The sequence below is a fragment of the Enterococcus sp. DIV0358 genome (assembly GCF_051713465.1).
GTDB lineage: Bacteria > Bacillota > Bacilli > Lactobacillales > Enterococcaceae > Enterococcus > Enterococcus faecalis.
Genome location: NZ_JBIOPX010000001.1, coordinates 98,662 through 122,242, shown reverse-complemented (window position 1 = coordinate 122,242; position 23,581 = coordinate 98,662). Strand labels below are relative to the sequence as shown.

22 protein-coding genes are annotated in these 23,581 nt (G+C 39.0%); 7 read left to right on the top strand and 15 right to left on the bottom strand.

Features of this window, described 5'->3' with window-relative positions; genetic code table 11:
- Nucleotides 1-67: 67 nt before the first annotated feature.
- Both IGK70_RS00520 and IGK70_RS00515 read left to right on the top strand, forming a co-directional pair.
- Nucleotides 68-1,480 (top strand): PLP-dependent aminotransferase family protein, encoded by a 1,413-nt coding sequence (locus tag IGK70_RS00520; protein ID WP_002373794.1) that lies wholly within the window; start codon nt 68-70, stop codon nt 1,478-1,480.
- Nucleotides 1,477-1,920 (top strand): MepB family protein, encoded by a 444-nt coding sequence (locus tag IGK70_RS00515; RefSeq protein WP_010827084.1) that lies wholly within the window; start codon nt 1,477-1,479, stop codon nt 1,918-1,920. The genes IGK70_RS00520 and IGK70_RS00515 overlap by 4 nt, the downstream gene beginning before the upstream one ends.
- Nucleotides 1,921-1,969: 49 nt before the next feature.
- On the opposite strand, the gene IGK70_RS00510 is transcribed toward IGK70_RS00515, so the two are convergent.
- The 3 genes from IGK70_RS00510 to IGK70_RS00500 form a co-directional block, all read right to left on the bottom strand.
- Complete coding sequence (locus tag IGK70_RS00510) at nt 1,970-3,238, bottom strand: RidA family protein (RefSeq protein WP_010827083.1); 1,269 nt, start codon at nt 3,236-3,238, stop codon at nt 1,970-1,972.
- A 428-nt stretch (nt 3,239-3,666) separates the two neighbouring features.
- Nucleotides 3,667-6,174, bottom strand: coding sequence for an EndoS/ChiA family endoglycosidase (locus IGK70_RS00505; RefSeq protein ID WP_438775146.1), 2,508 nt, complete (start codon nt 6,172-6,174; stop codon nt 3,667-3,669).
- A 209-nt stretch (nt 6,175-6,383) separates the two neighbouring features.
- Nucleotides 6,384-7,400, bottom strand: a complete 1,017-nt coding sequence (locus IGK70_RS00500; RefSeq protein WP_010827081.1) for an NADP-dependent oxidoreductase — start codon at nt 7,398-7,400, stop codon at nt 6,384-6,386.
- A 179-nt stretch (nt 7,401-7,579) separates the two neighbouring features.
- Here IGK70_RS00500 and IGK70_RS00495 point away from each other — a divergent pair, with 179 nt between their 5' ends.
- Together IGK70_RS00495 and IGK70_RS00490 are read left to right on the top strand one after the other, a co-directional pair.
- Nucleotides 7,580-7,915, top strand: coding sequence for an ArsR/SmtB family transcription factor (locus tag IGK70_RS00495; RefSeq protein WP_002356136.1), 336 nt, complete (start codon nt 7,580-7,582; stop codon nt 7,913-7,915).
- Nucleotides 7,912-8,592 carry a type 1 glutamine amidotransferase domain-containing protein gene (locus IGK70_RS00490; RefSeq protein ID WP_010827080.1) on the top strand — a complete coding sequence of 227 codons (681 nt, stop codon included), beginning with the start codon at nt 7,912-7,914 and terminating at the stop codon, nt 8,590-8,592. The genes IGK70_RS00495 and IGK70_RS00490 overlap by 4 nt, the downstream gene beginning before the upstream one ends.
- 90 nt (nt 8,593-8,682) lie before the next feature.
- Here IGK70_RS00490 and IGK70_RS00485 read toward each other — a convergent pair whose 3' ends face one another.
- The 6 genes from IGK70_RS00485 to IGK70_RS00460 form a co-directional block, all read right to left on the bottom strand.
- A complete protein-coding gene (locus tag IGK70_RS00485) occupies nt 8,683-10,134 on the bottom strand; it encodes a YfcC family protein (RefSeq protein ID WP_002356134.1) in 1,452 nt (483 codons plus the stop codon).
- Between the two features lie 47 nt (nt 10,135-10,181).
- Nucleotides 10,182-10,874, bottom strand: coding sequence for a Crp/Fnr family transcriptional regulator (locus IGK70_RS00480; protein WP_002356133.1), 693 nt, complete (start codon nt 10,872-10,874; stop codon nt 10,182-10,184).
- A gap of 24 nt (nt 10,875-10,898) precedes the next feature.
- On the bottom strand, nt 10,899-11,831 hold the full coding sequence (gene arcC, locus IGK70_RS00475; RefSeq protein WP_010822022.1) for a carbamate kinase: 933 nt from the start codon (nt 11,829-11,831) through the stop codon (nt 10,899-10,901).
- Nucleotides 11,832-11,936: 105 nt separating this feature from the next.
- Nucleotides 11,937-12,959, bottom strand: a complete 1,023-nt coding sequence (gene argF / locus IGK70_RS00470; RefSeq protein ID WP_160747730.1) for an ornithine carbamoyltransferase — start codon at nt 12,957-12,959, stop codon at nt 11,937-11,939.
- Nucleotides 12,960-12,984: 25 nt separating this feature from the next.
- Nucleotides 12,985-14,211, bottom strand: coding sequence for an arginine deiminase (arcA, locus tag IGK70_RS00465; protein ID WP_002356129.1), 1,227 nt, complete (start codon nt 14,209-14,211; stop codon nt 12,985-12,987).
- 297 nt (nt 14,212-14,508) lie between these two features.
- The gene (locus tag IGK70_RS00460; RefSeq protein WP_002387472.1) at nt 14,509-15,021 is read right to left on the bottom strand and encodes an arginine repressor; all 513 of its coding nucleotides are present in this window, start codon (nt 15,019-15,021) and stop codon (nt 14,509-14,511) included.
- A gap of 218 nt (nt 15,022-15,239) precedes the next feature.
- Between IGK70_RS00460 and IGK70_RS00455 the strand changes: the two genes are divergently transcribed.
- Nucleotides 15,240-15,719: an arginine repressor gene (locus IGK70_RS00455; protein ID WP_002356125.1), complete on the top strand. Its 480-nt coding sequence runs from the start codon at nt 15,240-15,242 to the stop codon at nt 15,717-15,719.
- Nucleotides 15,720-15,849: 130 nt separating this feature from the next.
- Nucleotides 15,850-16,800 carry an alpha/beta hydrolase gene (locus tag IGK70_RS00450; RefSeq protein ID WP_025191067.1) on the top strand — a complete coding sequence of 317 codons (951 nt, stop codon included), beginning with the start codon at nt 15,850-15,852 and terminating at the stop codon, nt 16,798-16,800.
- Nucleotides 16,801-16,836: 36 nt separating this feature from the next.
- Here IGK70_RS00450 and serS read toward each other — a convergent pair whose 3' ends face one another.
- Genes serS through IGK70_RS00430 form a run of 4 tightly spaced genes read right to left on the bottom strand, consistent with a single transcriptional unit; the run spans nt 16,837 to nt 20,831 of the window.
- Complete coding sequence (gene serS / locus IGK70_RS00445; RefSeq protein ID WP_010827078.1) at nt 16,837-18,108, bottom strand: serine--tRNA ligase; 1,272 nt, start codon at nt 18,106-18,108, stop codon at nt 16,837-16,839.
- Between the two features lie 26 nt (nt 18,109-18,134).
- Entirely contained in the window at nt 18,135-19,028 is an 894-nt protein-coding gene (gene sdaAA, locus IGK70_RS00440) for an L-serine ammonia-lyase, iron-sulfur-dependent, subunit alpha (protein ID WP_104855563.1), read from the bottom strand.
- 14 nt (nt 19,029-19,042) lie between these two features.
- Nucleotides 19,043-19,738, bottom strand: coding sequence for an L-serine ammonia-lyase, iron-sulfur-dependent subunit beta (gene sdaAB / locus IGK70_RS00435; protein WP_016616693.1), 696 nt, complete (start codon nt 19,736-19,738; stop codon nt 19,043-19,045).
- Nucleotides 19,725-20,831 (bottom strand): PTS sugar transporter subunit IIC, encoded by a 1,107-nt coding sequence (locus tag IGK70_RS00430; RefSeq protein ID WP_002383466.1) that lies wholly within the window; start codon nt 20,829-20,831, stop codon nt 19,725-19,727. The genes sdaAB and IGK70_RS00430 overlap by 14 nt, the downstream gene beginning before the upstream one ends.
- A 316-nt stretch (nt 20,832-21,147) precedes the next feature.
- Here IGK70_RS00430 and IGK70_RS00425 point away from each other — a divergent pair, with 316 nt between their 5' ends.
- On the top strand, nt 21,148-21,768 hold the full coding sequence (locus tag IGK70_RS00425; protein WP_002383467.1) for a helix-turn-helix transcriptional regulator: 621 nt from the start codon (nt 21,148-21,150) through the stop codon (nt 21,766-21,768).
- A gap of 58 nt (nt 21,769-21,826) precedes the next feature.
- On the opposite strand, the gene IGK70_RS00420 is transcribed toward IGK70_RS00425, so the two are convergent.
- Both IGK70_RS00420 and IGK70_RS00415 read right to left on the bottom strand, forming a co-directional pair.
- Nucleotides 21,827-22,612 carry a hypothetical protein gene (locus IGK70_RS00420; RefSeq protein ID WP_104855562.1) on the bottom strand — a complete coding sequence of 262 codons (786 nt, stop codon included), beginning with the start codon at nt 22,610-22,612 and terminating at the stop codon, nt 21,827-21,829.
- A gap of 155 nt (nt 22,613-22,767) precedes the next feature.
- On the bottom strand, nt 22,768-23,529 hold the full coding sequence (locus IGK70_RS00415) for a formate/nitrite transporter family protein (protein ID WP_153853727.1): 762 nt from the start codon (nt 23,527-23,529) through the stop codon (nt 22,768-22,770).
- Between the last annotated feature and the right edge of the window lie 52 nt (nt 23,530-23,581).

The window sequence follows — 23,581 nt, the reverse complement described above, 5'->3', positions numbered from 1 at the left end:
CAGACAAACAATACACTCAATGTTATAATTGTATGGAATACAATTTTATAGAAAGGTAGTTCCCCTCATGCCGATTAATTCCTATGAGAACTATGCGTTGTCATGGCGCCCTGTTAAAGAACGTTTAACAAGACCTTATTACCAATCATTGGTTCAACAATTAGAAGCGGATATCTTATCTGGTGCGCTTCAAAAAAATGTGAAATTGCCTTCGCAAAGAGAATTAGCTGATTACTTGGATCTGAATTTCACGACGATTGGTCAAGCTTATAAACACGCTATGGAAAAAGGCTTACTTTATACCAACATCGGTAGCGGCACCTTCGTTTCTCCCAACGCGTTTCACTCAATTACAATCTCTACCAACCAAGTAGCGGACCATCTAATTGATTTAGGGCTGGTTAGTTCCTTTGATATGTGTAATCAGCGGATTTTACCTTTTATTGAATCCGTTAGTAAAAATGCGGCCCTTAACAGTTTGCTAAATTATCGCGATCCTTTAGGTACGCACTTTCAACGAGCAACCGCTGCCGAATGGCTTCAGACACAAGGCGTTCGGACCAATGCCGAAGAAGTTGCCATTGTATCTGGTGTCCAGAATGGGCTGGCCGTGACGTTAGCCGCCGCTTTTTCTCCAGGTCAGCGGATTGCCGTAGATCGATACACGTATTCAAATTTTATTGAACTCGCCCAGCTTTATCATTTAGAAATCGTCCCGATTGGCTATGATTCCGAGGGGATGGACCCAGAGCATTTACTGCAAGAATGCAAAAAGAAAAAAATACACGGTATTTTCTTAATGCCCGCATGTAATAACCCGATTGGTTTCCAAATGTCTAGCGCCCGCCGAATGACTTTAGCTGAAATCATTCAGCAAGAACACTTATGGGTAATTGAAGATGACATTCATTCTTTTTTAACAACTTATGCACAGCAAGCAGTTTTACCAACGTTTCAAGAACTCTTACCTCAACAAACGATTTACTTAGCGGGGATGACAAAGTTTGTCTGTACAGGCTTACGCATTGCGTACCTTGTTTTCCCTCCGCTTCTTCGCCAAGAAATAGAGCGTGCGATTTTTAACATTAACGTTAAAACTTCTGGCTTTGATGCTGAAATTGTCACCCAAGTCTTACGCTCACCAGTTGCAGAAGAATTAGTGATAGAAAAATTGGCTTTAACAAAACAAGCCAATGACTTATTTGATACCATTTTTGGGTTAGCTAGACCTAGCAATCCTTTGCCGTACTACCGAACTATTCCCCTTTCTACCGAAAAAACGGCGCCGCAAATTGAACAAGAATTTCTCCAAAATGGGGTACGTCTTTTTCACTCGAGCCGCTTTACTGTGCAAAATCAGCCAGATGCTTTTTTACGAATTTCCTTGGCCTCCAATCAGCTTGAGGTATTGGCGAAAGGATTAACCATTATCCAAGAACTCTTACCGACATTAAACGAAAAGAAAGGACATTCCCTATGAATTCATTGCCAATACTTGAAAAAGCAGTGGGCGCGATCACCCTGCTTTCCGAAGAAAAACAAAATGCCGAATATGAAGGCTTTTTATGTCAAGTTAATGAATCGCAACAACTTATCCGCAGTCGCTTAGCCAAAAAAACGCCGAAAAAAGAAGGCTATTTTGTAGCCTTCTGGGAAAAAAATCAACAAAATCAGAACGAAGCCTTTGATGCTACGGAAGCCCCTGAAATGTTAGCAATTGTCATTGCTGATCAAGAAAAGCAAGGTCTCTTTCTTCTGCCGAAAGAATGTTTAATCCAACAAAAAATTCTCAAAACGCACCAACAAAAAGGCAAATTGGCGGCCCGTTTTTATCCTTCTTGGTGCCAAAATCTTAATCAAACCGCCAAAAAAACACAAAAATGGCAACTAGCTTACTTTACTGATTTATCTAAATACTAAAAACGTCAGCTGGCTTCAGAAGCCAGCTGACGTTTGTTTATTTTACTGTTTAGCCAATTGGTGGCGTACCTTCTGCGTTCCCAGCAATCGCTTCGATTTGAATCTGGGCACCTTTTGGTAAATCCGTCACACCAATCACTCTTCTGGCAGGCGTGCCTTCAGGGAAGTACGTTTGGTAGACGTCATCTACTGCCGCCAGCTCTTCAATCTCTTTCACAAAAATGTTCACTTTCACCAGATCAGCTAAGCTATGATCCACACTTTCAATAATCGCTTTGATGTTTTCTAAACATTGCGTCGTTTGTTCCTTGATTTCGCCAGCGACTAACGCATTTGTTTTAGGGTCTAATGGTAGCTGAGCTGATAGATGGTTGTAATGAGAAAAAGCAACAGTTTGTGTCGAAAATGGACACTTCGGTGCGTGATCTGTATTATTTGCTTCAATAATTAATCCATGTCGATCTTCAATCGCTTGTGGTGGCGTACCATCCCCATGAGAAACCACCGCTTCTACTTGCACCGCCGCGCCCATTGGTAAATCAGCAACAGCAATCACTGTTCGTGCTGGCATGTAATTGACCGTACGCGCAATTCCTGAATCTGGGAAAAAAGCGGCATATACTTGATTGACAGCTTCTAGCTTAGATAAATCTTTTAAATAAATATTGACCTTCACAATATCATCAAAAGGCACATCAATACTGGTTAAAATGGCTTTTATGTTCTTCAAACATTGTTTTGTTTGCGTTTTAACACAGCCAGCCACAACTCTGCCCGTTTGAGGATCTATAGGCAATTGTGCAGACAGATTGTTATAGTGAGAAAACGCGACCGTTTGACTGGCTAGAGCATCAATTGGTGCCTGAACAGTCTGATTTGTTAATTTAATTAAATCCCCGGCTTGAGGTGCATTAGGGATAGTTCCTTCCCCATTTGAAACAAGTGCCTCCATTTGAACAGAAGCGCCTAACGGCAAATCTGCGACGGCGATCACTGTTTTAGCTGGATAATAATGGGTAAAAAAGGCCGCATAGACCTCCTCAACTGCGGCAACATCCCGCATGTCTTTGACAAAAATGGTCATTCTGACAATGTCACTCATCACATGGTTGATACTTTCAACAACCGCTTGGATATTTTTCAAACATTGTGTCGCTTGGGCCCGAATGTCACCTTCTACCAATTGTCCAGAGGTTGGCTCAATAGGTAACTGTGCCGACAAATGATTATAGTGGGAAAATGCGACTGTTTGGGTTGTGAGAGGATGCTTTGGTGCACGCTCTGTATTTCTTGCTAAGACGATATTTTCATTACTCATAACTCTACTCCCTTTTTTAGCATTCCAACAAAAATGATTCCGCTTACATTTTCAAACATTAAACTTCCAACAAGATCCTTTTTATTTTCCTGCTTTTCTATTAATGGTGATAGCTTTCCACCACCACTTCTTTCAGTCTACAATAAGAACAGGAACATTTCAATAAGGCATTCCTAAATTGATTGTTGGCCCTCAAACAAATCTTCTTCCGTTAAAGAAGGCTGAGGTCGGGAAAGAACCGTTTAGCTCCGAGAAATAAGAAGAAATTTCCGAAAATTGCTCTTTAATTTTTGGAGAATTTCGGCTTATTTCCGAAGGAGTTGGTTCTGTTCCCGCCGTTTATCAGGTTTTGATCCTGGGACAAAAATCCAAAGTGATTTTTGTCCCAGGATCAGTCTTTATAGATAACTCGTTAGCTTTAACTAGTTTTATTTAACCACCATATACTCACGATAATTTTCCGAGAACGTATCCATTAGCGTATAAATTCGTTCAAAATCATAGTCACGACTAGGGTCATCATACCAAACACATTGAATACTTCCAATAATTGGAAGATTTGGGCTACCTGCTGGCACATCTGTAAATGCTTTTTTCGACATATTTGCTAAAGCATCGTCATATTGATAAATGCCAGAATCAACATTGCCAGCTACCCAATACCACGCATCATTGGTATTAAAAATTTTGTGTCCTTTTTGAACAAAGTACTCAGGTTTGGCTACGTCATACCCACTCCAACCGGCTGTCCAATAAGAAATAATAATCTCTGGGTCAAATGTACCGAAAGAATCGTCGCTGTTGTAATAAATGCCATCATTGAAGCTCATTGGCTGCATGCCCGCATCTTTAATTATTTTAGCTAAATCATTCGCATAAGCGACAAAATCCTTGTAGCGCCCAGAAGATTGCAGTTTTGCCCAACCGCCTGTATCGACATCATTTGCATACTCATCGCCACCAAAATTGAAAATTTCACTATGCGCGGAAAAATAAGCCACGTACTTACTGATAATTGCCTTTGTGAAATTCACTGCCTTTTGGTTCCCTAAATCTACTGTTCGTTTTGAGCCATCAAAAGCGGGATTTTTAATCGCTAGTTTTTCCATGGCCACTAACAACGCATCCATATGTCCTGGACTGTTAATCACGGGAATGATGTTGATGTTGCGCGCTTTCGCAAAAGCCAACAACCGATCCATTTCTTTTTGTGTTAACGCGTTGCCATTAGGATCATTGTAATACGCGTTGTTGCCTCGTTGGATTGCTTTTGAAACCCGGTTGTGGTTGTATTTTTTACCATTCACATTGACCGACATATCATCCAAGATAAACCGTAAGCCATCATTTCCTAAAATTAATTGGACATCTGTGTACCCATTTTGACTGGCTTTGGCCACTAATTCTTCCAGTTGTTCCACGGAAAAATATTTTCTTCCCGCATCAATGGAGAAGACACTTTTTAAAGGTTGTGTTTGTTTCTCTTTTAAATTATCCAAAACTGTTTGGACCTCCGTTTGCCAAGTAGTCACTTGCGCGGCTGTATACGTTTTTCCCGCAAGTTCTGTTGCGACTGTCTCTTTTGTTGTTTGTAGTGCTTGAATCGTTTCTGGTGTATAGCTTTCTGCCTTTTCAATGGCTGTAACTGCTTGATCCAACGCACGATATAAAGTGGTTAAGTCAATGGCTAACAGGCCTTTTTCTAATTCAGCATCATAGGTATTTGAAATCCCTTGGCCATAATCGCCACCTAAAATAGCTTTATTCACATCATAAAGCGTCGTTGCTTGTGTCACTGCTTCTGCGGCTTTATTTTGTGCTTCAAGGTCTGTGTTGGCGTAGCTAATTCGTTTTAAATAGTGTTGCGCAGCCGCTTTCATCTCTGCAAGAGAAACGCCTTTACTCTCTGCAATGGCCGTTTTTGTCCAAAGTAAATTAGAAGGTTTTATCTGATTTAAATCGTCTTCATTATAGGTGCGACCATCGCGATCTAAGGCATAGAGGAACATGCCCCCTAAATTATTTTCATAAGAATAACGAGCTACTTTATACATGTTACTTTCCATATACGGCTCTTTTGTGTCATACCAGCGGTTGCGATCTTGCTCTTCTGGGAAAGTTAATCCTGGAACAAATCGTTCCCCATTGAGAACCGGACTTAAATTATTTAATGCTCGTTGCGTGCGTTGGTCATCGCTGCCATACTGTTGATACGCGAGAAAATCGAAACAGTCACTGACATCTTGTAAAGGTGGTAAATATTCTGCATTGGTATCATACAAAAATGGACGATCCGTTCCCGACTTCGGTCCAATGTATTTTGATAATGCACGAATGACACCATTAGATAGAACAATATCTTTTTCACTTGGACGAGTTTCCATGTCAATATCTAACCCATCAATTCCTAAATCATCGACAAATTTGGTTAACAACTCTTTCGCATAAGCATCAAATTCTGCTTCTGTAGGCGTTGTTCCTGCGTAAGGAACTTTTAATAGCTCGCTGTAATCAATCCCACGAACTAAACGAACACCTCGTGCATGCAGTGCTGGCGCATACTCATTTTTTAACGTATCATAAAATGGCTGTGCAAGTGCTTCTTGTCCTTTTGGCACATAACTAAAGACATTCACAATGTCAATACCATAAGGAATATCGTGCATCGTTAGCCAATTTCCATCTGGCAATGTTGTATTAACTCCTTGCATCGTTTTGTCACGCCAAGCCCGATAATAAACCATAAAATGTTTCTCTTGGGTCGGCTCATTGGCTTGGCTGATCATTGGTTGATGAAACAGACTAAATAAGATAAACGCCAAGCCAACCAATAACGAAAGACCCAGCCAACTGACAATTGTTTCTCTGTTTTCTCCTTTTCTTGTCGATAAATTGTTCCCCACTTTGAACACCATTCCTTTCTGCACTCCGTTCATTTTTGTGTATCCGCCAAAAAAGAAAGCGCATACACAACCATCAATAGAATAACAAAAAATAACGAATTTGCAAAATAGAAACTGGAAAAATGAGGATTTTCTATAAAAATCTTTTCCCGCCTAAAATCACTTTCGTTAGGCGGCGTTTAAATGTAAATTTTGAGACTTGCAAGAAAAACAGGCCTATTTTTCTTGCAAGTCTCCTTTACTTAGTCGTGATCAACATCGGCGATTTTCACAACAATTTTCCCTTGTGCTCGTCCTGTCAGTGAATAATCCACCGCTTCTTGAATTTGGCTAAAAGGTACGACTCGGTCAATTATCGGCTGTAATTTCCCCTGTTCAATGAACTCAGTGAGTAAAGCTAATTGCTCGCCATCGGGACGCATAAACAAAAAATGATAACTAACATCTGTGTCTTGCTCCAATCGATGAATCTTGCGGGTAGCTATTTTAAAGGCCCATTGTTTCCAAAGCGGCAAGCCATACTCTTTAGCAAAACGTTCGTTGGGAATGCCTGACAATGTAACAACTTTTCCCTGAGGTTTAACCACTGAGAAAGCTTTTTCTAAGATTGTCCCCCCCATTGTATCAAACACATAATCATAGTCGGATAAAACTTCTTCAAAATTTTGTGTCCGATAGTCAATCACTTCATCTGCTCCCAACGCTTGAACCCATTCTTTATTTTTACTACTCGTTGTGGTGGCAACGTAAGCGCCCGCTAGTTTTGCTAATTGAATCGCAATGGTTCCAATCCCTCCTGAACCTGCTTGAATCAGGACTTTCTGGCCTGGCTGTACATTCATAATATCATGTAGCGCTTGATAACTTGTCAAACCGACTAACGGAATGGCCGCAGCTTCTTCAAACGTTAAATTTTTCGGCTTCATAGCTACAGCCGCTTGATCCACAGCAATATATTCAGCAAAAGTTCCCACGCGATTTTTGGGTACTCGTCCGTAAACTGCATCGCCCAGCCTAAAATTTTGAACATTTTTTCCAACAGAGACAACAATCCCAGCAAAATCACTGCCTAAAATCAGTGGCATTTGATAATTTAAAAGCATCTTTACTTTGCCATCTTTTGTTTTTAAATCAATCGGGTTGATACTGGCAGCGATAATTTTGACCAAAACATCATTGTCATGAATGGTGGGTAAGGGCACCTCCTCGATTGCTAATTCTTTTTGTCCGTATTTATGAATTAAAGCGGCTTTCATCATTGAATCTTTCCTCTCTTTCTATCCCTTTTATTGGTTTAAAAGTTTAAACCCTTAATCAATTAGTATCTTAACGAAAAATGGAATCCACGTCAAGTTTCAGCCCTTAGCGTATTTCATTGACAAAAAACACGAAAAATGGTTTAATCGTTTAAAAATGCGAACCAAAGGGGCGAAAGAATATGAAAGAATTAGAAGAAATTCAAACAGAATTTACTGCGCTTAGTGATTTTTTAATCGCATTGGGTGATGAAAAACGCCAAGCAATTATTATTGCACTGTTAGAAGACCAGGCCTGTGTTGGCCGTCGTGTCACTGAGTTAACAGAGGCGACACAACTCTCACGTCCCGCTGTTTCTCACCACTTAAAAATTTTGAAACAAGCCAAATTAATTGATTGTCGCAGTGAAGGAACTAAAAATTATTACTCACTTTCTCACGATACCACCAAAATTGAGCAACTCCAACAACTATTGACCCACATTACGTCGATTATGCCAGGGAGGAAGCAAGCATGAAAAAAATTCTCGTGGTCCTCACAAACGTTTCCCGTTATCACGGCACCGAAGAACCAACGGGCCTCTGGCTAGGTGAAGCCACGGAGTTCGTGGAAGAAGTAACCAAAGCAGTATTTTCAGTTGACTATGTTAGTCCCCAAGGAGGCTATGTCCCTTTGGATCCCCGGAGTATGAAATATGTAGATTCATCCATTATGGCAGTTTATGAAAGTGCTGATTTTCAAGAACGAGCGCTAGCACATTCCCTCTCTCTTGAAGAAATTGAGCCAGATGAATACGCAGCAATTTACTTTACAGGAGGCCATGGCGTTATGTGGGACTTTCCTGATAATCCTCAGTTGCAAGCAATCACTCGTAGCCTTTACGAACAGGGCAAGTACCTAACTTCTGTTTGTCACGGAATTGCTGGCCTTTTAAATGTCAAAGATGCGTCAGGAAATTATTTGATTGCAGATAAAACCATTACTGGCTTCACTACTGCAGAAGAAATTTTAGCCATGAAAAAAGCAGTTGTTCCTTTCTTAAACGAAACAATTGCCAAAGAACATGGTGCTACTTTTGCGAAAAAGCGTCCCTATAAAGAATTTGCGTATCAAGATGGCCGTATAATCACTGGGCAAAATCCTTTTTCTGTCCGCGCTGTCGCAAGATTGTTAATTCAACAACTATCAAAATGAAACAACAGCGACTACTTTTAGGTAGTCGCTGTTGTTTCATTGCTTCTTCTTTTTTCCGAAAGCCGAAGCCCTAACATAAAAAATTTTTGATTAGCTAAAGAGTAACATCGCGCCAATTAAGATAATTAGGTTAATTAAGCCTAAGACAATCATTGGTTTGGCCATGAATTTTGTCCAAGTGGCATATTGAACTTTGGAAATTTCCAAACCACCCATTACGACACCAGATGTTGGCGTGATCAAATTAATCAAGCCACAACCTGAAGCAAAAATCATAACCATCACTTCTGGACTTAAACCAATGTTTTTAGCTAACGCACCCATTACAGGAATAGAAACGTACGCTAAACCAGAAGTTGAAGGAATTAGGAAAGATAAACCTAAGTATAAAACAAAGGCACCGATGACAAATAAGACTGGGGAGAGTCCTTGTAATAAGCCTGCCGCTTTATCAAGGATAAATGAATCTAAATACGTTTTAGACATCAAAACAGATGCCCCGCGAGCAACTACAATGATTAAAACAACGGATAACATATCTTTGGCACCGTCGATAAATGCTTCAATGGTTTCTTTTTCAGTAAAGCGACCAATCAAGGCAGCAATGATACCTAAAAGGAAGAACCACATCGCTAAGTCGCCAAAGTACCAGTCACCGAAACTGTTGCCTGTTAAAACAGACGTCCAGCCTTTGAAAATCGTCACTCCAAAGTCGTTCCATGGAATTAAGGAAACAATCATAATGACAAAACAGAAAGCGAATACCATTAAGATTTTTTTATGACGATTCGTAAATGGCATTTCTTTCGACGCTGCTTGTCCATACGTTTTTTCCATATCCTCTTGTTCTTGTAAAGATAAAATTGTTGAACCTTTGTCAGCCTTCACTTTTTTCGCATAACGCATCACAATGAAAATAGAATAGCTAGTAGAGGCCGCCCACAAAATAGCACCGACAATTAAAATAATTCCTGTATTCGGCTGAATGCCAATACCTCGCAACGCATCCATCGCTACCCCTGTGGAGAAAGGGTTAACCGTTGAACCGATAACACCTGATCCTGCACCCAATAACACAGTACCCACTGCGACAAACGTATCAAAACCAGCGGCGACCATGGTGGCACTCAATAAACCATAAAAAGGAATTGTTTCTTCTGCCATTCCATAAGTCGAACCACCAATAGAAAATAAAATCATTAAAATCGGAATGATTTTCAATTCGTTCCCTTTTAACTTTTTAACGACTGATTGAATCCCTGCTTCAAGAGCCCCAGTTTGCGTCACAATATTTAAAAAGCCACCGAGTACTAAAATAAAAATATTAATTTCAATGGCATCTTTAAACCCATTGAATGGAGCCATGATAATATCCGATAATTTGGCCCCTACCACGTGGTCAACCATTTTGCCATCAATTTCTCTTGGGGTAAATGGCTGGCCATTTAGCAAGACCGTTACGATACCTAAAACAATTAAAATAATAAATAAAATACTAAAAGACGAAAGCTGTTTTTTGTTTTTCTTCTTTTTTTCTGCCATATCCTTTTATACAGGAACCTACTTTCCTGTATCTCCCTTCTCTATGATTAATTACTCAATCGATCAATAAAGAATGGCGTATCTAGAAAAGTTAAGAATTTATGACTGTAGCTAATACGGTTCATTTGGACTAATTTTTTCATAACACTGCTTGCTGTTTCCCGCGTAGTTCCACTCATTCGTGCAATGTCATTAATGGTAATTGGACAAGTAATTGCAACGCGTTCTCTGTTGTCAATTCGTTCTCCTAAATCATTTAATAACATCGCCAGTGATGTCACAATCCGTTCACATGCATCATTGGTTGTTCCTTTTTGGATTTTGATCATGCTTTCTTTTAAAAGGACCGATTGTTCTTGAATCCAATGAATCAATTGCTGGGGATTATTTTGGAGAAAACGCTCAAACAGTTTAACTGGCACAAACACAACCTCAATATCCGTATAGGCAATCGCGGAGTCGTAATGAACCTCATCTTGAAACAGTCCGATTCTCGGAAAAAGAGCCTGCTTTTTCATAAAATGCAGATAGGAAAAATTACCACTGCGATCATTTTTTTCAATTTTAATGACACCTGAAACCAATAAAATCAAATGATTTCTCGGATCACCTGGATAAAAAAGGACTTGGCCTTTTTTATAGGAGCGAACGAAACTCTCGTTGCGCAATTCTGTTAGTTCTGATTCAGAAAAGTATTGAAAATCTTGATTATTTTTAGTGATTATTTTCTCTATCATCATCTTAATTCTCCTAAATACTATACTTTATTTTGTCACAACCGTTCCTACGATTTCATCGCCGCTCATACTTCCTAAGTTTTCCAAAGAAGTGATAATTGCTTGTTTATTGGGTTGGCTTTCTACAAACTGAATGGCGGCTTCAATTTTCGGTAACATACTACCTGGTGCAAAATGACCCGCTTGTTTGTATTCTTCCAACTCTGCTACAGTGACATTGGTTAATTGTTTTTCATCTGGTTTGCCATAATTAATACACACATAATCCACGCCAGTTAAAATAACTAGTGCATCCGCATCCACTAATTCTGCCAGTTTTTCAGAAGCAAAATCTTTATCGATTACTGCTTCGACACCTTTTAATTCTTGTCCTACGACAGGGATGCCACCACCACCACATGAAATGGTAATTATATCATTTTTTATTAAGGTATTAATAGTCTCAGCCTCGTGGATGTCAATTGGCTTAGGACTTGGAACGACTTTGCGCCAGCCACGTCCTGCATCTTCTTTAAAAATAGCACCTGCTTGCATTGCTTCTTTGGCTTCAGCTTCTGTTAAAAATGGACCGATCGGTTTTGTTGGATTTTTGAATGCCTCATCTTCTGGATCCACCACCACCTGTGTTAAAACAGTAGCCACTTGTTTCTTGATTCCTGCTTTGTTTAATTCTTGATTAAGCGCATTGGACAACCAGTAGCCGATACTTCCTTGTGTCATAGCAACACACGTATCTAGCGGCATCGCTGGATTTTTTTCAGAATCAGCTGCTTGTTGTTGCAATAATAGATTTCCGACTTGTGGACCATTGCCATGTGAAACAATCAACCGATGCCCTTGTTTAATTAAATGAACTAAATAGGCAGATGTTTGAACTAATGCTTGCTGTTGTGCATGTGCGCTAGCATCATTTGAAAGGATGGCATTTCCGCCTAGTGCAACGACCATTTTTTTCCCCATTACAAATCCTTCTTTCCTATCATAATAAAGAATAGGCCGCCCTTCAAAAGAAACTCTTAAAGGGCGAAACAACTATTCTTTTTTCAATGTTTTTTCAGTTGCTTCCTACACACGAGGAATGAATAAGTTGCCTAAAGTAGCTGCCATGATTGCTTTAATGGAATGCATTCTGTTTTCTGCTTCTTCAAATTGACGACCATATTTACTGCGGAAGACTTCATCCGTAATTTCCATTTCAGTAATGCCAAATTTTTCAGCAACCATTTCTCCGTATTGTGTTTTCGTATCATGAAAGGCTGGTAAACAGTGTAATACGATTAAATCGCCATCCATGTTTTCGGTTTTTTCTAACATAGCCATATTAATTTGATAAGGTTTCAACAGATTGACACGTTCTTCAAATTTATCTTCTTCACCCATGGACACCCAAACGTCTGTATATAACACGTTGGCTCCTTTAACACCTTTAGCAACGTCGTCTGTAATCATTAATTCTGCACCAGATTCTTTCGCAAATTCTTTTGCATAATTAACGACTTCATCAGAAGGGAACAATTCTTTTGGTGCACAAATGCGAACATTTACGCCTAAAATAGCACCTGTCACTAACAAGCTGTTTGCCATGTTGTTACGGCCATCGCCGACATATACTAAAGTGATTCCTTCTAAACGACCAAAGTTTTCTTTCACTGTCATAAAGTCCGCAATCATTTGTGTTGGATGCCATTGATCCGTTAAACCATTCCAAACAGGAACACCAGAATATTTCGCTAAATCTTCCACTACTTCTTGACTAAACCCACGGAACTCAATCCCGTCAAACATACTACCTAAAACAATCGCTGTATCTTCAACAGATTCTTTTTTACCTAATTGAATATCGTTGGCGCCTAAATACTCAGGATGTGCCCCTAAATCAATCGCTGCTGTAGTAAATGCAGAACGTGTCCGTGTCGAAGTTTTTTCAAATAAAAGAGCGATATTTTTTCCTTCTAAATAGTGATGTGGAATCCCTTTTTTCTTCAATTCTTTTAAGTGAATACTGAAGTCTACCAAATACTCTAATTCTGCTCTTGTAAAATCTTTTTCTGCTAATAAACTACGTCCTTGAAATACTGAATTCATGATGATTCCTCCTATTTTTGGGTGTTTTTTAAAGATCTTCACGGTAAAGTGGCATGCTCATACAACGAGGGCCACCACGGCCACGTACTAGTTCACTTCCTGGAATGTAATTCAATTTCACGCCTGCTTCTTCTAGCGCTTTATTCGTAATCGTATTCCGATCGTAAACAACAACTTCCCCAGGGGCAATTGCTAATGTATTTGAACCGTCGTTCCATTGTTCACGGGCTGCTGCTGTTAAATTTCCAGCGCCGCAACGGATTAATTGAACATTGTCTAAATGCAAGTATTTGCATAAAATGTTATCTAATGTATCTTTTTCTTTTGTAATTTGGATGTCTCCATCTGCTTTTTCAGTGATCGAGTAAACAACCAAACCACCTTCGATTTCTGGATGAATCGTAAATTTATCATAGTCAATCATGGTAAAAACGGTATCTAAATGCATGAATTTACGATGTTCACCGATATCAAAAGCCAAGATATTTTTGAACCCTAATTTTTGTTCAAAAATATTTCTCGCAATTTTTTCAATTGACGCGGCATCCGTTCTTTGAGAAATCCCAATGGCCACTACTTCTTTTGAAAGAATTAATTCATCGCCACCTTCAATTCTGGTTGATTCTGAACGATCATAGACTCTAGGAACCTCTTTTCCAGCAAAACGAGGATGATAATCAAAAATGTATTGCCCAAAAATGGTTTCCCGTTGTCGAGTTACTGAATACATATGATTTAAAGAAATCCCGTGGCCCATTGTCGCAAAGTTATCACGTGTGAAGTATAAGTTAGGCATTGGATCAATAATGAATGGATAATCCGCTTCAACCATATCTGTTAAAAATTCTTGCTCATATTTAGGTAATTCTTGTTTTTGAATGCCTGCAATCGCTTTTTGAATCAGTTCTTCGTTGTCGTCAATTTCTAACATTAACTCTCTAACTTTTTCTTTTGCTGATTCACTGCGAATATTGGCTTCTTCTAAGAATTGGTCAATAAATTGTCGGCGGACCTCTTCATTAATCAACGCTTCAGCAGCTAAGTCCTCTAAATAGACCACTTCGATATCTTTTGATCGTAACAACTCTGCAAATGCATCATGTTCTGCTTGTGCTTTTTCTAAAAACGGAATATCATCAAACAACAGTCTCTCCAGATAATCTGGCATTAAATTTTCTAATTCCTTACCTGGACGATGTAACATCACTGTTTTCAATTTCCCGATTTCAGAAAATACATTAATTGGATGACTCATGTGAAATAACCTCCTCAACTTAATTACAAACACAGAATAACAGACCTGATTAACCTAGGACGTGAGCCATTTGCCAAACAAAATACCAAATATACAACGGTATTCTTTCTTATGCATATTTCCAGCCTAAAAGAATGCGCTTTCATAGATATTCTAAAAAAATAATGCATAATTAAATAAAAAAAAATGCATTTATTCAAAAAAAAATTATTTCTCCATACACTTCATAAAGTTATAATCTTATAGAGGTAAAAGGAAGTGAGCCAGAAGTCAAAACGACTTCTGGCTCACTTCCTTTTATGCGTTACTTTTTGACAAAGGTGTTGGCTGAATAAATTGTTGAAAATACTGCTCTAGTTCTTGTGCTTTTTCCTCGGATGATGAAACAATAATAACAGTGTCGAAGCCAGCGACAGAACATTTCTTTTCACACAAAGACACTTCATCAAGTACAGCTGAAAACAATGTTGCGTTGTCTGGTAATGTATGAACCACTAGTAAAAAGGCGACACGTTCAACTTTGGTCACTACCTCACGAATTGCTTGTATCAACTGTTCTTTTTTTCGTTCTTCTAAAGAAGTGAATTGTTCAAAAATCGTTAACCGCATCTCGCCAGACTCATCTAATGCTTTGACGACTTTTAATTCCCATAAATCCCGTGAAATCGTTGCTTGTGCGACATTTATCTCGCGCTTTTTTAATTCTCTTAACAACTCATTTTGACTATGAATTACGGTTGTTTGAATGATTTCTTTAATCAAACTTTGGCGTGTTTGCTTATTCACAAATAACACCCTTCCTCCAGACATTTACAAAGCAATACTAGCAGAATCTCTCTAATTAGAATAGAAAAAGGGTCGTTTAGCTAAAAGGTTCTCATTGATTTTGTCGGATATTTCTCATTTAAAAAAGTGAGACTTGCACAATTTAGTAAAACGTTGTACAGTGATTTTAGGGAATTACTGGCACCGTTTTAAATAACAGCAATGATGTTTTTTTGCATGATTAACTGAACTGGAGGAAAGTAATGAACCGATTAAAACGCCAAACGATGATTAAGCGATTGGTCACAGAAAATGAAATCCATACACAAAGTGAATTACTAGCATTATTGGAGAAAGAAAATATTCACACCACACAAGCAACTATTTCTCGTGACATTCGTGAGCTGAATTTAAACAAAGTAGACAATGGTCAAGGAGAAGCCTATTACCGTATCTTGAATAATTCTGCCCTTCGTCCAAAATATAAAACAGATGAAGAACGTCTTGTTGACATTATTATTGAAACTGGTGTTTCTTTAACACAAATAGAGTTCACAAATCTTTTAACCGTCTTACCTGGCAACGGGCAAGCCATTGGGGTTTTAATTGATCGCATACGTATCCACAACCCTCATATCTTAGGCTGCATCGCTGGGGATGATACCATCTTAATTCTTTCAAAAAATAAAGAAGATGCCCTTGAAGTTAACAACTATTTCCAGCAGTATTTGTACCACCCATAATTCGTCACTTAGTGAAATCGACTATTTTTTGACATCATTGCTATTTTTGTTAAAGATAAATAAAAAAAGGCGTCTCAGTGAAAGCTGAGGCGTTTTCTCATGAGTTTTTCTTTTGAACACCTTCTTTTTTTTGTATAATAATCAAAAAGCAAAGAAAGGGTTTCTTATGACTGAACAATTCATACTCACTTCAAACGATCAACAAACTCAGCTCAATGTATGTCATTGGCCCTGTCCTTCACCCAAAGCCGTAGTTCAATTGATTCACGGCATGGCAGAGCATATCCAACGTTATGATGAATTTGCTCGTTTTTTAAATCAATTAGGGTTTGCCGTAATTGGTCATGATCATCTAGGTCATGGCGAATCTGTACAACCAAGCGCACCGATCTATGGTTTTTTTGGAGAACAAGGGCCTGAAAATGTCGTTACAGATATTCATCAAGTGAAACAATGGGCTGTGAATCGCTATCCACAATTGCCCTATTTTATGATGGGTCACAGCATGGGGTCTTTCGCCTTGCGCAACTATCTGCAAGACTATCCTGTGACTATGCAAGGAGTCATTTTCATGGGCACTGGAACAAGTCCGTTACCTTTAACCGCAGCATTGCCTTTTATTAAAAAAATGGCCGAGAAACAGCCGAAAAAAACAGCTCCGTTCATTGATAAGCTGGCATTTGGTTCTTTTAGCAAAAAATTTCCTGAAGCAGGTTCCTTTAATTGGCTTTCTAAAAATCAAGCCAATGTGGCTGACTATGAAAATGATCCATTAATGGGTTTCGTATTTACCAATAATGGTTTTGCTACCCTTTTTTCGCTTGTTAAACGAGCCAACCAAAGGAATTGGTACCAATCGATCCCAAAAGAATTGCCTATTTTAATCATTAGTGGCGCTGAAGACCCAGTTGGTGATTTCAGCAAGGGGCCAGCGAAAATTCAAAAGCAATTAAAGCATGCAGGTTTTCAGCACGTGACGTTACGACTATTTCCCACATTGCGTCATGAAATTTTATTAGAAACGGAAAAAGCTACAGTTTTTCAAGAAATTGGGCATTGGTTAACGGATTTAACGAATTAAAAAAGAAGGTTGATGTTGTGACATCAACCTTCTTTTTTAATCTATTTTCGTTAAACCGCCCATATAAGGACGTAGAACTTCTGGAATCGTTACGGTGCCATCTTCATTTTGATAATTTTCCAAAATGGCCGCCACTGTTCGACCAACAGCAAGTCCTGACCCATTAAGTGTGTGGGCATATTGAACTTGACCCGTTTTATCACGATAACGAATCAACGCCCGACGTGCTTGGAAGTCTTCACAGTTTGAACAAGAACTAATTTCTCGATACGTTTTCTGTGCCGGAATCCAAACTTCTAAATCATAGGTTTTCGCTGCCGAGAAGCCCATGTCACCTGTCGAAAGAGTAATCACTCTATAAGGGAGGCCCAATTTTTCTAAAATGTCTCCAGCATTGTTGGTCATTTTTTCTAATTCTTCATAGGAGTGTTCTGCATCACTAAATTTAACCATTTCTACTTTATGGAACTGGTGTAAACGAATTAATCCTCGGGTATCACGGCCTGCGCTACCCGCTTCCGAACGAAAAGAAGGACTTAAAGCAGTAAAATAAATCGGTAACTCTTGCGCCTCTAAAATTTCGTTATTATAGTAGTTAGTTAACGGGACTTCCGCTGTGGGGATCAGCGTCAAATCACTTTCTGCAACTTGGAAGACATCTTCTTTGAACTTAGGAAACTGACCGGTGCCAAACATTGCTTTGCTATTGACCAAATAAGGAGGAATCACCTCGGTATACCCATGTTCATTAACATGTTGATCTAACATAAAATTATAGACCGCTCGTTCTAAACGAGCCCCTAAGCCTTTGTAATAAAGAAAACGGCTACCAGATACTTTCGCGCCTCTTTCAAAATCTAAAATTCCTAAGGCTTCACCGATTTCCCAATGTGGTTTCGGTTCAAATGAAAAAGTTTTCGACGTACTCCACCGCCGAACTTCTACGTTGGCGGCTTCGTCTGCGCCAACAGGCACGCTCTCATGAGGTAAGTTAGGCAGACGTTCTGCAATTGCTGTGCATTGTTCTTGCAAATGAACAACTTCTTGGTCTAAAACTTTAATTTGCTCGCTAACTTCTTGCATATTTAGCAATTGTTGTGAAGCATCTTTTTGTGCACGCTTTAATTGTGCAATTTCTCCTGACACCTGATTACGGTGTTTTTTCAGTTCTTCAACTTTAACAAGTAACGCTCTCCGTTCTTCATCTAAAGCCAAAAAGCGTAATAAAACTTCCTCGTCCACACCACGTGTTTTTAACTTTTTCTGCACTACTTCTACATTTTGGCGAATTTTTTTCATATCCAGCATCTTATTTCCCTCTTCATGATTAAATTTTAAACAATGGTGAATTTTACTTTTTCAAAAATTTCATTCTTCATTCGTTGGCCAGTCGCTGTGCCAGCTAAGCCACCTAAACCCGTTTCTCTCAATTCTCGTGGTAATTGACGGCCAACTTTATTCATGGCTTCCACCACTTCATCTGCTGGTATTTTATTTACAATTCCAGCTAAAGCCATATCTGCAGCGATTAACGCATTGCCTGCACCTACTGTATTTCGTTTGACACAAGGAATTTCGACTAACCCAGCCACTGGGTCACAAACTAAACCTAATAAATTCCCTAAAGCCATAGCAAAAGCTTCAGAAGATTGGCGTGGTGTTCCGCCAGCCGCTTCAACAGCTGCAGCGGCGGCCATCGCTGAAGCACTGCCTACCTCGGCTTGACATCCACCAACAGCACCAGCAATCATCGCATTGTTGGCTGTGACCATTCCAAATAAAGAACTGGTAAACAAGAAACGAATTTGTTGATCACGCGTTAAATTCAAGGTGTTTTTAATCGCTGTTAAAACCCCTGGTAAGGTGCCACTTGCACCAGCGGTTGGCGTTGCGCAAACAACGCCCATTGCTGCATTGACTTCATTAGTACCTAGTGCGGCTTGAACTGCAGACATCATTAAATCACCTGATAACGTTTTGCCAGCTGCGCGGTATTTTTTTAAACGCGACGCATCACCGCCCGTTAACCCAGTAGGAGAAAAAACGCCTGCTCCTTCTTGCGAGCGTTTGACAGCAGCATCCATGACATCCAAATTTTGACCCATCTGTGTCCAAATTTCTTCATAGCTTTTTTGGCTACGCTCCATTTCTTGCTCAATCATCAAATCAGAGATTTTTTTTCCTGTTTTTTCAGCTTTATCGATAAATTCTTCAATCGAAAGGTACATATGTCAAACTCCTATCATAATAAGATTATTTTCGATGTGTCATCTAGTGAAAACAGTTGTTCTTTCACCGAGGAAATTGGTGCCGAATCTAAGTCAAAGATGAATAAAATTTGATTCCCTTCCACATAACGAGACACCGCATTCACTTGAATATTATTTTTTTGTAACGTATCTTTAAAAGCTTGCATCGCCTGCTCGTCTTGATTAATGACTAACAAAATAGGTAAAGGACCATGTAGTTGGACATTGAAACCATCTAATTCAATATATTTCACCTCGATAGTGCCGCCACCTACAGAAATTCCTGTTAAATGAATTTCGTGCGTTGCATCACTGAGTGTCACACATGCTGTATTAGCATGCTTCACTGGACTTTCTTCACTCATTTCTAAAAATTGAATCTCGATCCCTTGTTCTTCCGCAAGTTCAATGGATTGTGTTACGTTGGCATCATCTGCTGCTAGTCCAAGAATTCCACCAATAATTGCAAAGTCAGTCCCATGTCCTTTATGCGTGTCTGCAAAAGATTCATAATATTTAATCACAATTTTTTCTGGCGTTCCGCCGAATAACTTTCTTGCCGCTAAGCCAATTGCTAAGGCCCCAGCTGTATGCGAACTAGAAGGACCAATCATAATAGGACCGATAATGTCAAAACAACTTTTGTAGTTCATTACTTTGTTCACTTTTTTAGGTTTATTGATGGCCATAGCTGTGTTCATACGTAACTCCTCCTTTGGTTTTTACTGCTTCTTTTTCTTTTTCACTGGTTACTTCCGTCGTTCCTTCAAATTCTGGTGTATTATCCACCGCTTCAATTCTGTAACGTTTAAAGACCAGCGCACCTAAAAATCCAAACATCAGACTGACCACTGTGATAATCGCTACTGCTAGTAAAGTCGTTTGAATGGCATTGTTACCTAATGTCACAAGTAAACCAGCCCACGGCGTTGCCATTCCTGTCACAGGTACTTTTAAGCCAAAGAAAGTCACTACAATACCACTAACCATTCCTGAAAATAAATTCGTTGCGTAAATAGGAATTGGATTGGAGCTGATGATATCGACTTGTGTTAATGGCTCAATTGCCACAGCTAACGGGGTTGAAGCTGTGCCTAGTTTTAACTTTTTAAATAGCGCCGCATTGACAATGGAACTGCCGTAACAAGTCAACGCACCGACAGCCATTGGTACACCAGTCAAACCAATCAAGGCAGTTAAAACCATTGAACTTAACGGTGTCATACCAACAATCGGGATAATAGCACCTAAAATTGCGCCCATCACATATGGATTGCCATCTACTGCACTTAAAATCGTGCCCCCAATAACTTCTAGGACACCTAATACAACAGGTTGAATAAAACCAGCAACTAACGAGGCTGCGACTGGAATGACTAAAATAACGACTAATAAGTCAATCCCTTCTGGAATACGTTTTTGCATCTGCTCAACAACAAAAGATAAAAGATATGCGGTAATAAAGGCTGGTAACAAGCTGACTTTAATCAATGACAGACCTAAAATAATTGAAAAAACTGGACTAATCCCGAAAGCGAGCGGCACAAGAGCTCCAGCTGCTAAACCACCTAGACTACCCATAGTTTCACCAATTTGCGACACATAATCTAAATGAAAAACGCCGCCTACTGCATACCGCAAAAACGCCTCTGGTAGAAAGGTGGCACAAGCTGCACCAGACAAAGCACTTAAAGATTTTTTCCCTCGCGGTGCTTTAAAAGAGAATAGGGACATGCCACATAAAACTAAGACTAACATCAAGATTCCTGATAACGTTTTCATTTTTTTGCCTCCAACTATATTTTTTTATAACGGATGGTACTCCTGAATAAAATTTTTATTGCTCAACAAGTGAAAGAATGAGCGAGCATTCCGATGAACTAAAGTACAATGAGTAACAAAAATTTCATTCCACATTCAGAGTATACGACTAAACAAAAGTTTAGTCAATGTATTTTTTTAACGTAAAGAATCTTATTGCTTTTCCATTAAAAAAGTATTACACTAAAATTAATTTCAGTGTAGGGGAGGATATCACTTGGAGTCATATTTACGTTTAAGTGAAGTAGATAAACAAATCTTACATTCACATGCCTTAATGCTTGATGGATTAGGGAACTTCTTTGGTAGTACCCATGAAGTCATTCTCCATAGTTTAGAAAATTTGGAAAGTTCAGCTATCAAAGTCATCAATGGCCATTTCAGTAACCGCAAGGAAGGTGCCCCCATTACTGATATGGCGTTAAAAATGTTAAGTCAAGTAGAGTCGGAACATGATTACGCTGTGAAACCCTACTACAATAAAAATCAAAAAGGGGTTATTTTAAAATCTTCCACCATTCCAGTTATCGGTGAAAATGATCGTATTATTGGATTAATCTGTATCAATATGCATTTAGAAATGCCATTAATTGATTACTTGCAAGACTTATTACCTTCAGGACAACAAAATGATATGTCCCAAGAGCTTAAAAATTCTGAACATTTTTCTGACAATATTGACGAATTAATCACTACTTCACTGACAAAAGTAAAACAAGCAGTAGAAAGCGATCCAAATGTATCACATTTGAATCAAAATAAAGAAATTGTTATTCGTTTATATGATCAAGGAATTTTTAATCTCAAAGATTCTGTCATAAAGATTGCCGATCGATTAGGTATTTCAAAAAATACCATCTATTTACATATCCGCAATCATAAAAAAGAAGAAGCTTAAACCATCAAAGCCACCAACGCTAGTTAGCGTTGGTGGCTTTGATCACTTCTCTTCTATTTTAATTTGGTAAATCAAACAAGTAAGGTGTCCCTATTTCTCCATTTAACGTAACATCTAAGCGATTTTTTGTGCCGGGAACTAAATTACTGGCTGTGAAATTCCCTTGGGCATCCGCAGTAAAACTTGCTAAAATCACCCGCGCATCATTTGCACGCGACACTAAAATAGTTGCATTCGGTGCTGTTTTACCAGAAATTGTCCCTTGTTTCGGATCAATCGTAATATTGCTAAAAGAAAGCGCTGCTTCTTGTCCTGAACTTGGAATATCAATTTGGACAGGTGCACTATTCCGTTGATCAACGGTTGCGATTAATTGAGTAGTCGCTCCCGCTCTGGGACTAATTACTGTAAAATTGCCATTGGCATCCGCATAAAAAACACCTGCTTGTGCAGAAGCATCACCGACTACCGTTGCTGTAATGGTTGCATTAGGTAATGTAGTACCATTAATTTCATTTCTTTCAGGATTGAAAACAACATTGGTAATTGTAATGTTTGTATCAGGTGCTTGGTTTTGAGGGACTTCATTCGTTTCATCAGTTCCTGCAGAAGGCTGCGTGACATTTTCTGACGGATTTTCCCCTGCCACATTAGAATTTTGACCCGCGACAGACGAATGACTATTTTTCATTTCTTGTTGGCTAGAGGATTTCTGCGTGGCTTTCTTTGTTTCTTGCTTTGGATTAGAATCATTTGTGCTTGCTGTTTTTTTGTTTCCACATCCTGCTAGACTTAAAGACAATACACTGAACGTTAACATACTGAACAAAGCCATTTTTTTCATTTTTCGTTACCTCCAGAAATCTTTTTGTAACATTAATGTAACATTGTTTTAAAAATCTAGCAATAATTTTTCAACCGTTTTCCTTTTTGTTTAAAAAGAAAAAACCTGCACAAAGGCGTTTAGCCTTTGTGCAGGCTTTTATCTGCTAAATGGATTTAATGTTTGCGATAGCTTAAATAGTAAAAGCCAGAAACAAAAATGGCGCCACCAATGATATTACCTAAATAAACAAAAATAAAATTACGGAAAAAGTCTCCCCACTGAACGCCGCCTTCGAAAATTGCGGCTGGAATGATGAATGCATTCGCCACACTATGCTGAAAGCCAATTGCAACAAAAATCATTACTGGAAACCAGATGCCTAATAGTTTCCCCGCTGCATCTTTCGCACCATAACAAAGCCATAAGGCCAGACCTACGAACCAGTTACAGCCAATACCTGAAATAATTGCTTGAAGCCAAGTTGCTGCAACTTTATGTTCTGCAAGAGAAAGAACCTGATTTAAATAGGCGCCGCTACTGGTTAAACCTAAATAATGGCCAAAAAAATAGGCAACAAATAGGGCGCCAACCATATTTGCCAATGTAATTGTGACCCAGTTCACGATCAATTCTCTGAAAGAAACCTTTTTAGCAAACCAAGCCGTACTCACCGCCATCATGTTTCCTGTGATTAACTCACCACCAGCCATTAAAATAACAATTAGACCAATTGGGAAAACCGCAGCTCCCACTAAAGCTTGAACACTGGCTAAATCTGCTGGAATAGAGGCGGAAACACGCACATAAGCCAAATAGCCGAGGGAAATCATAGCCCCGCCGATAAATCCTAAAATGAGTTTTGCTACCAAAGGCTTTTGAATTTTTTTCTGACCATTTTCAATACTGATACTTAAAATTTCATCTGGTGTATACAAACATTTCACTTCCTTTGTTTTTTGTCCTCCTTTACTTTACCCTTATATCACA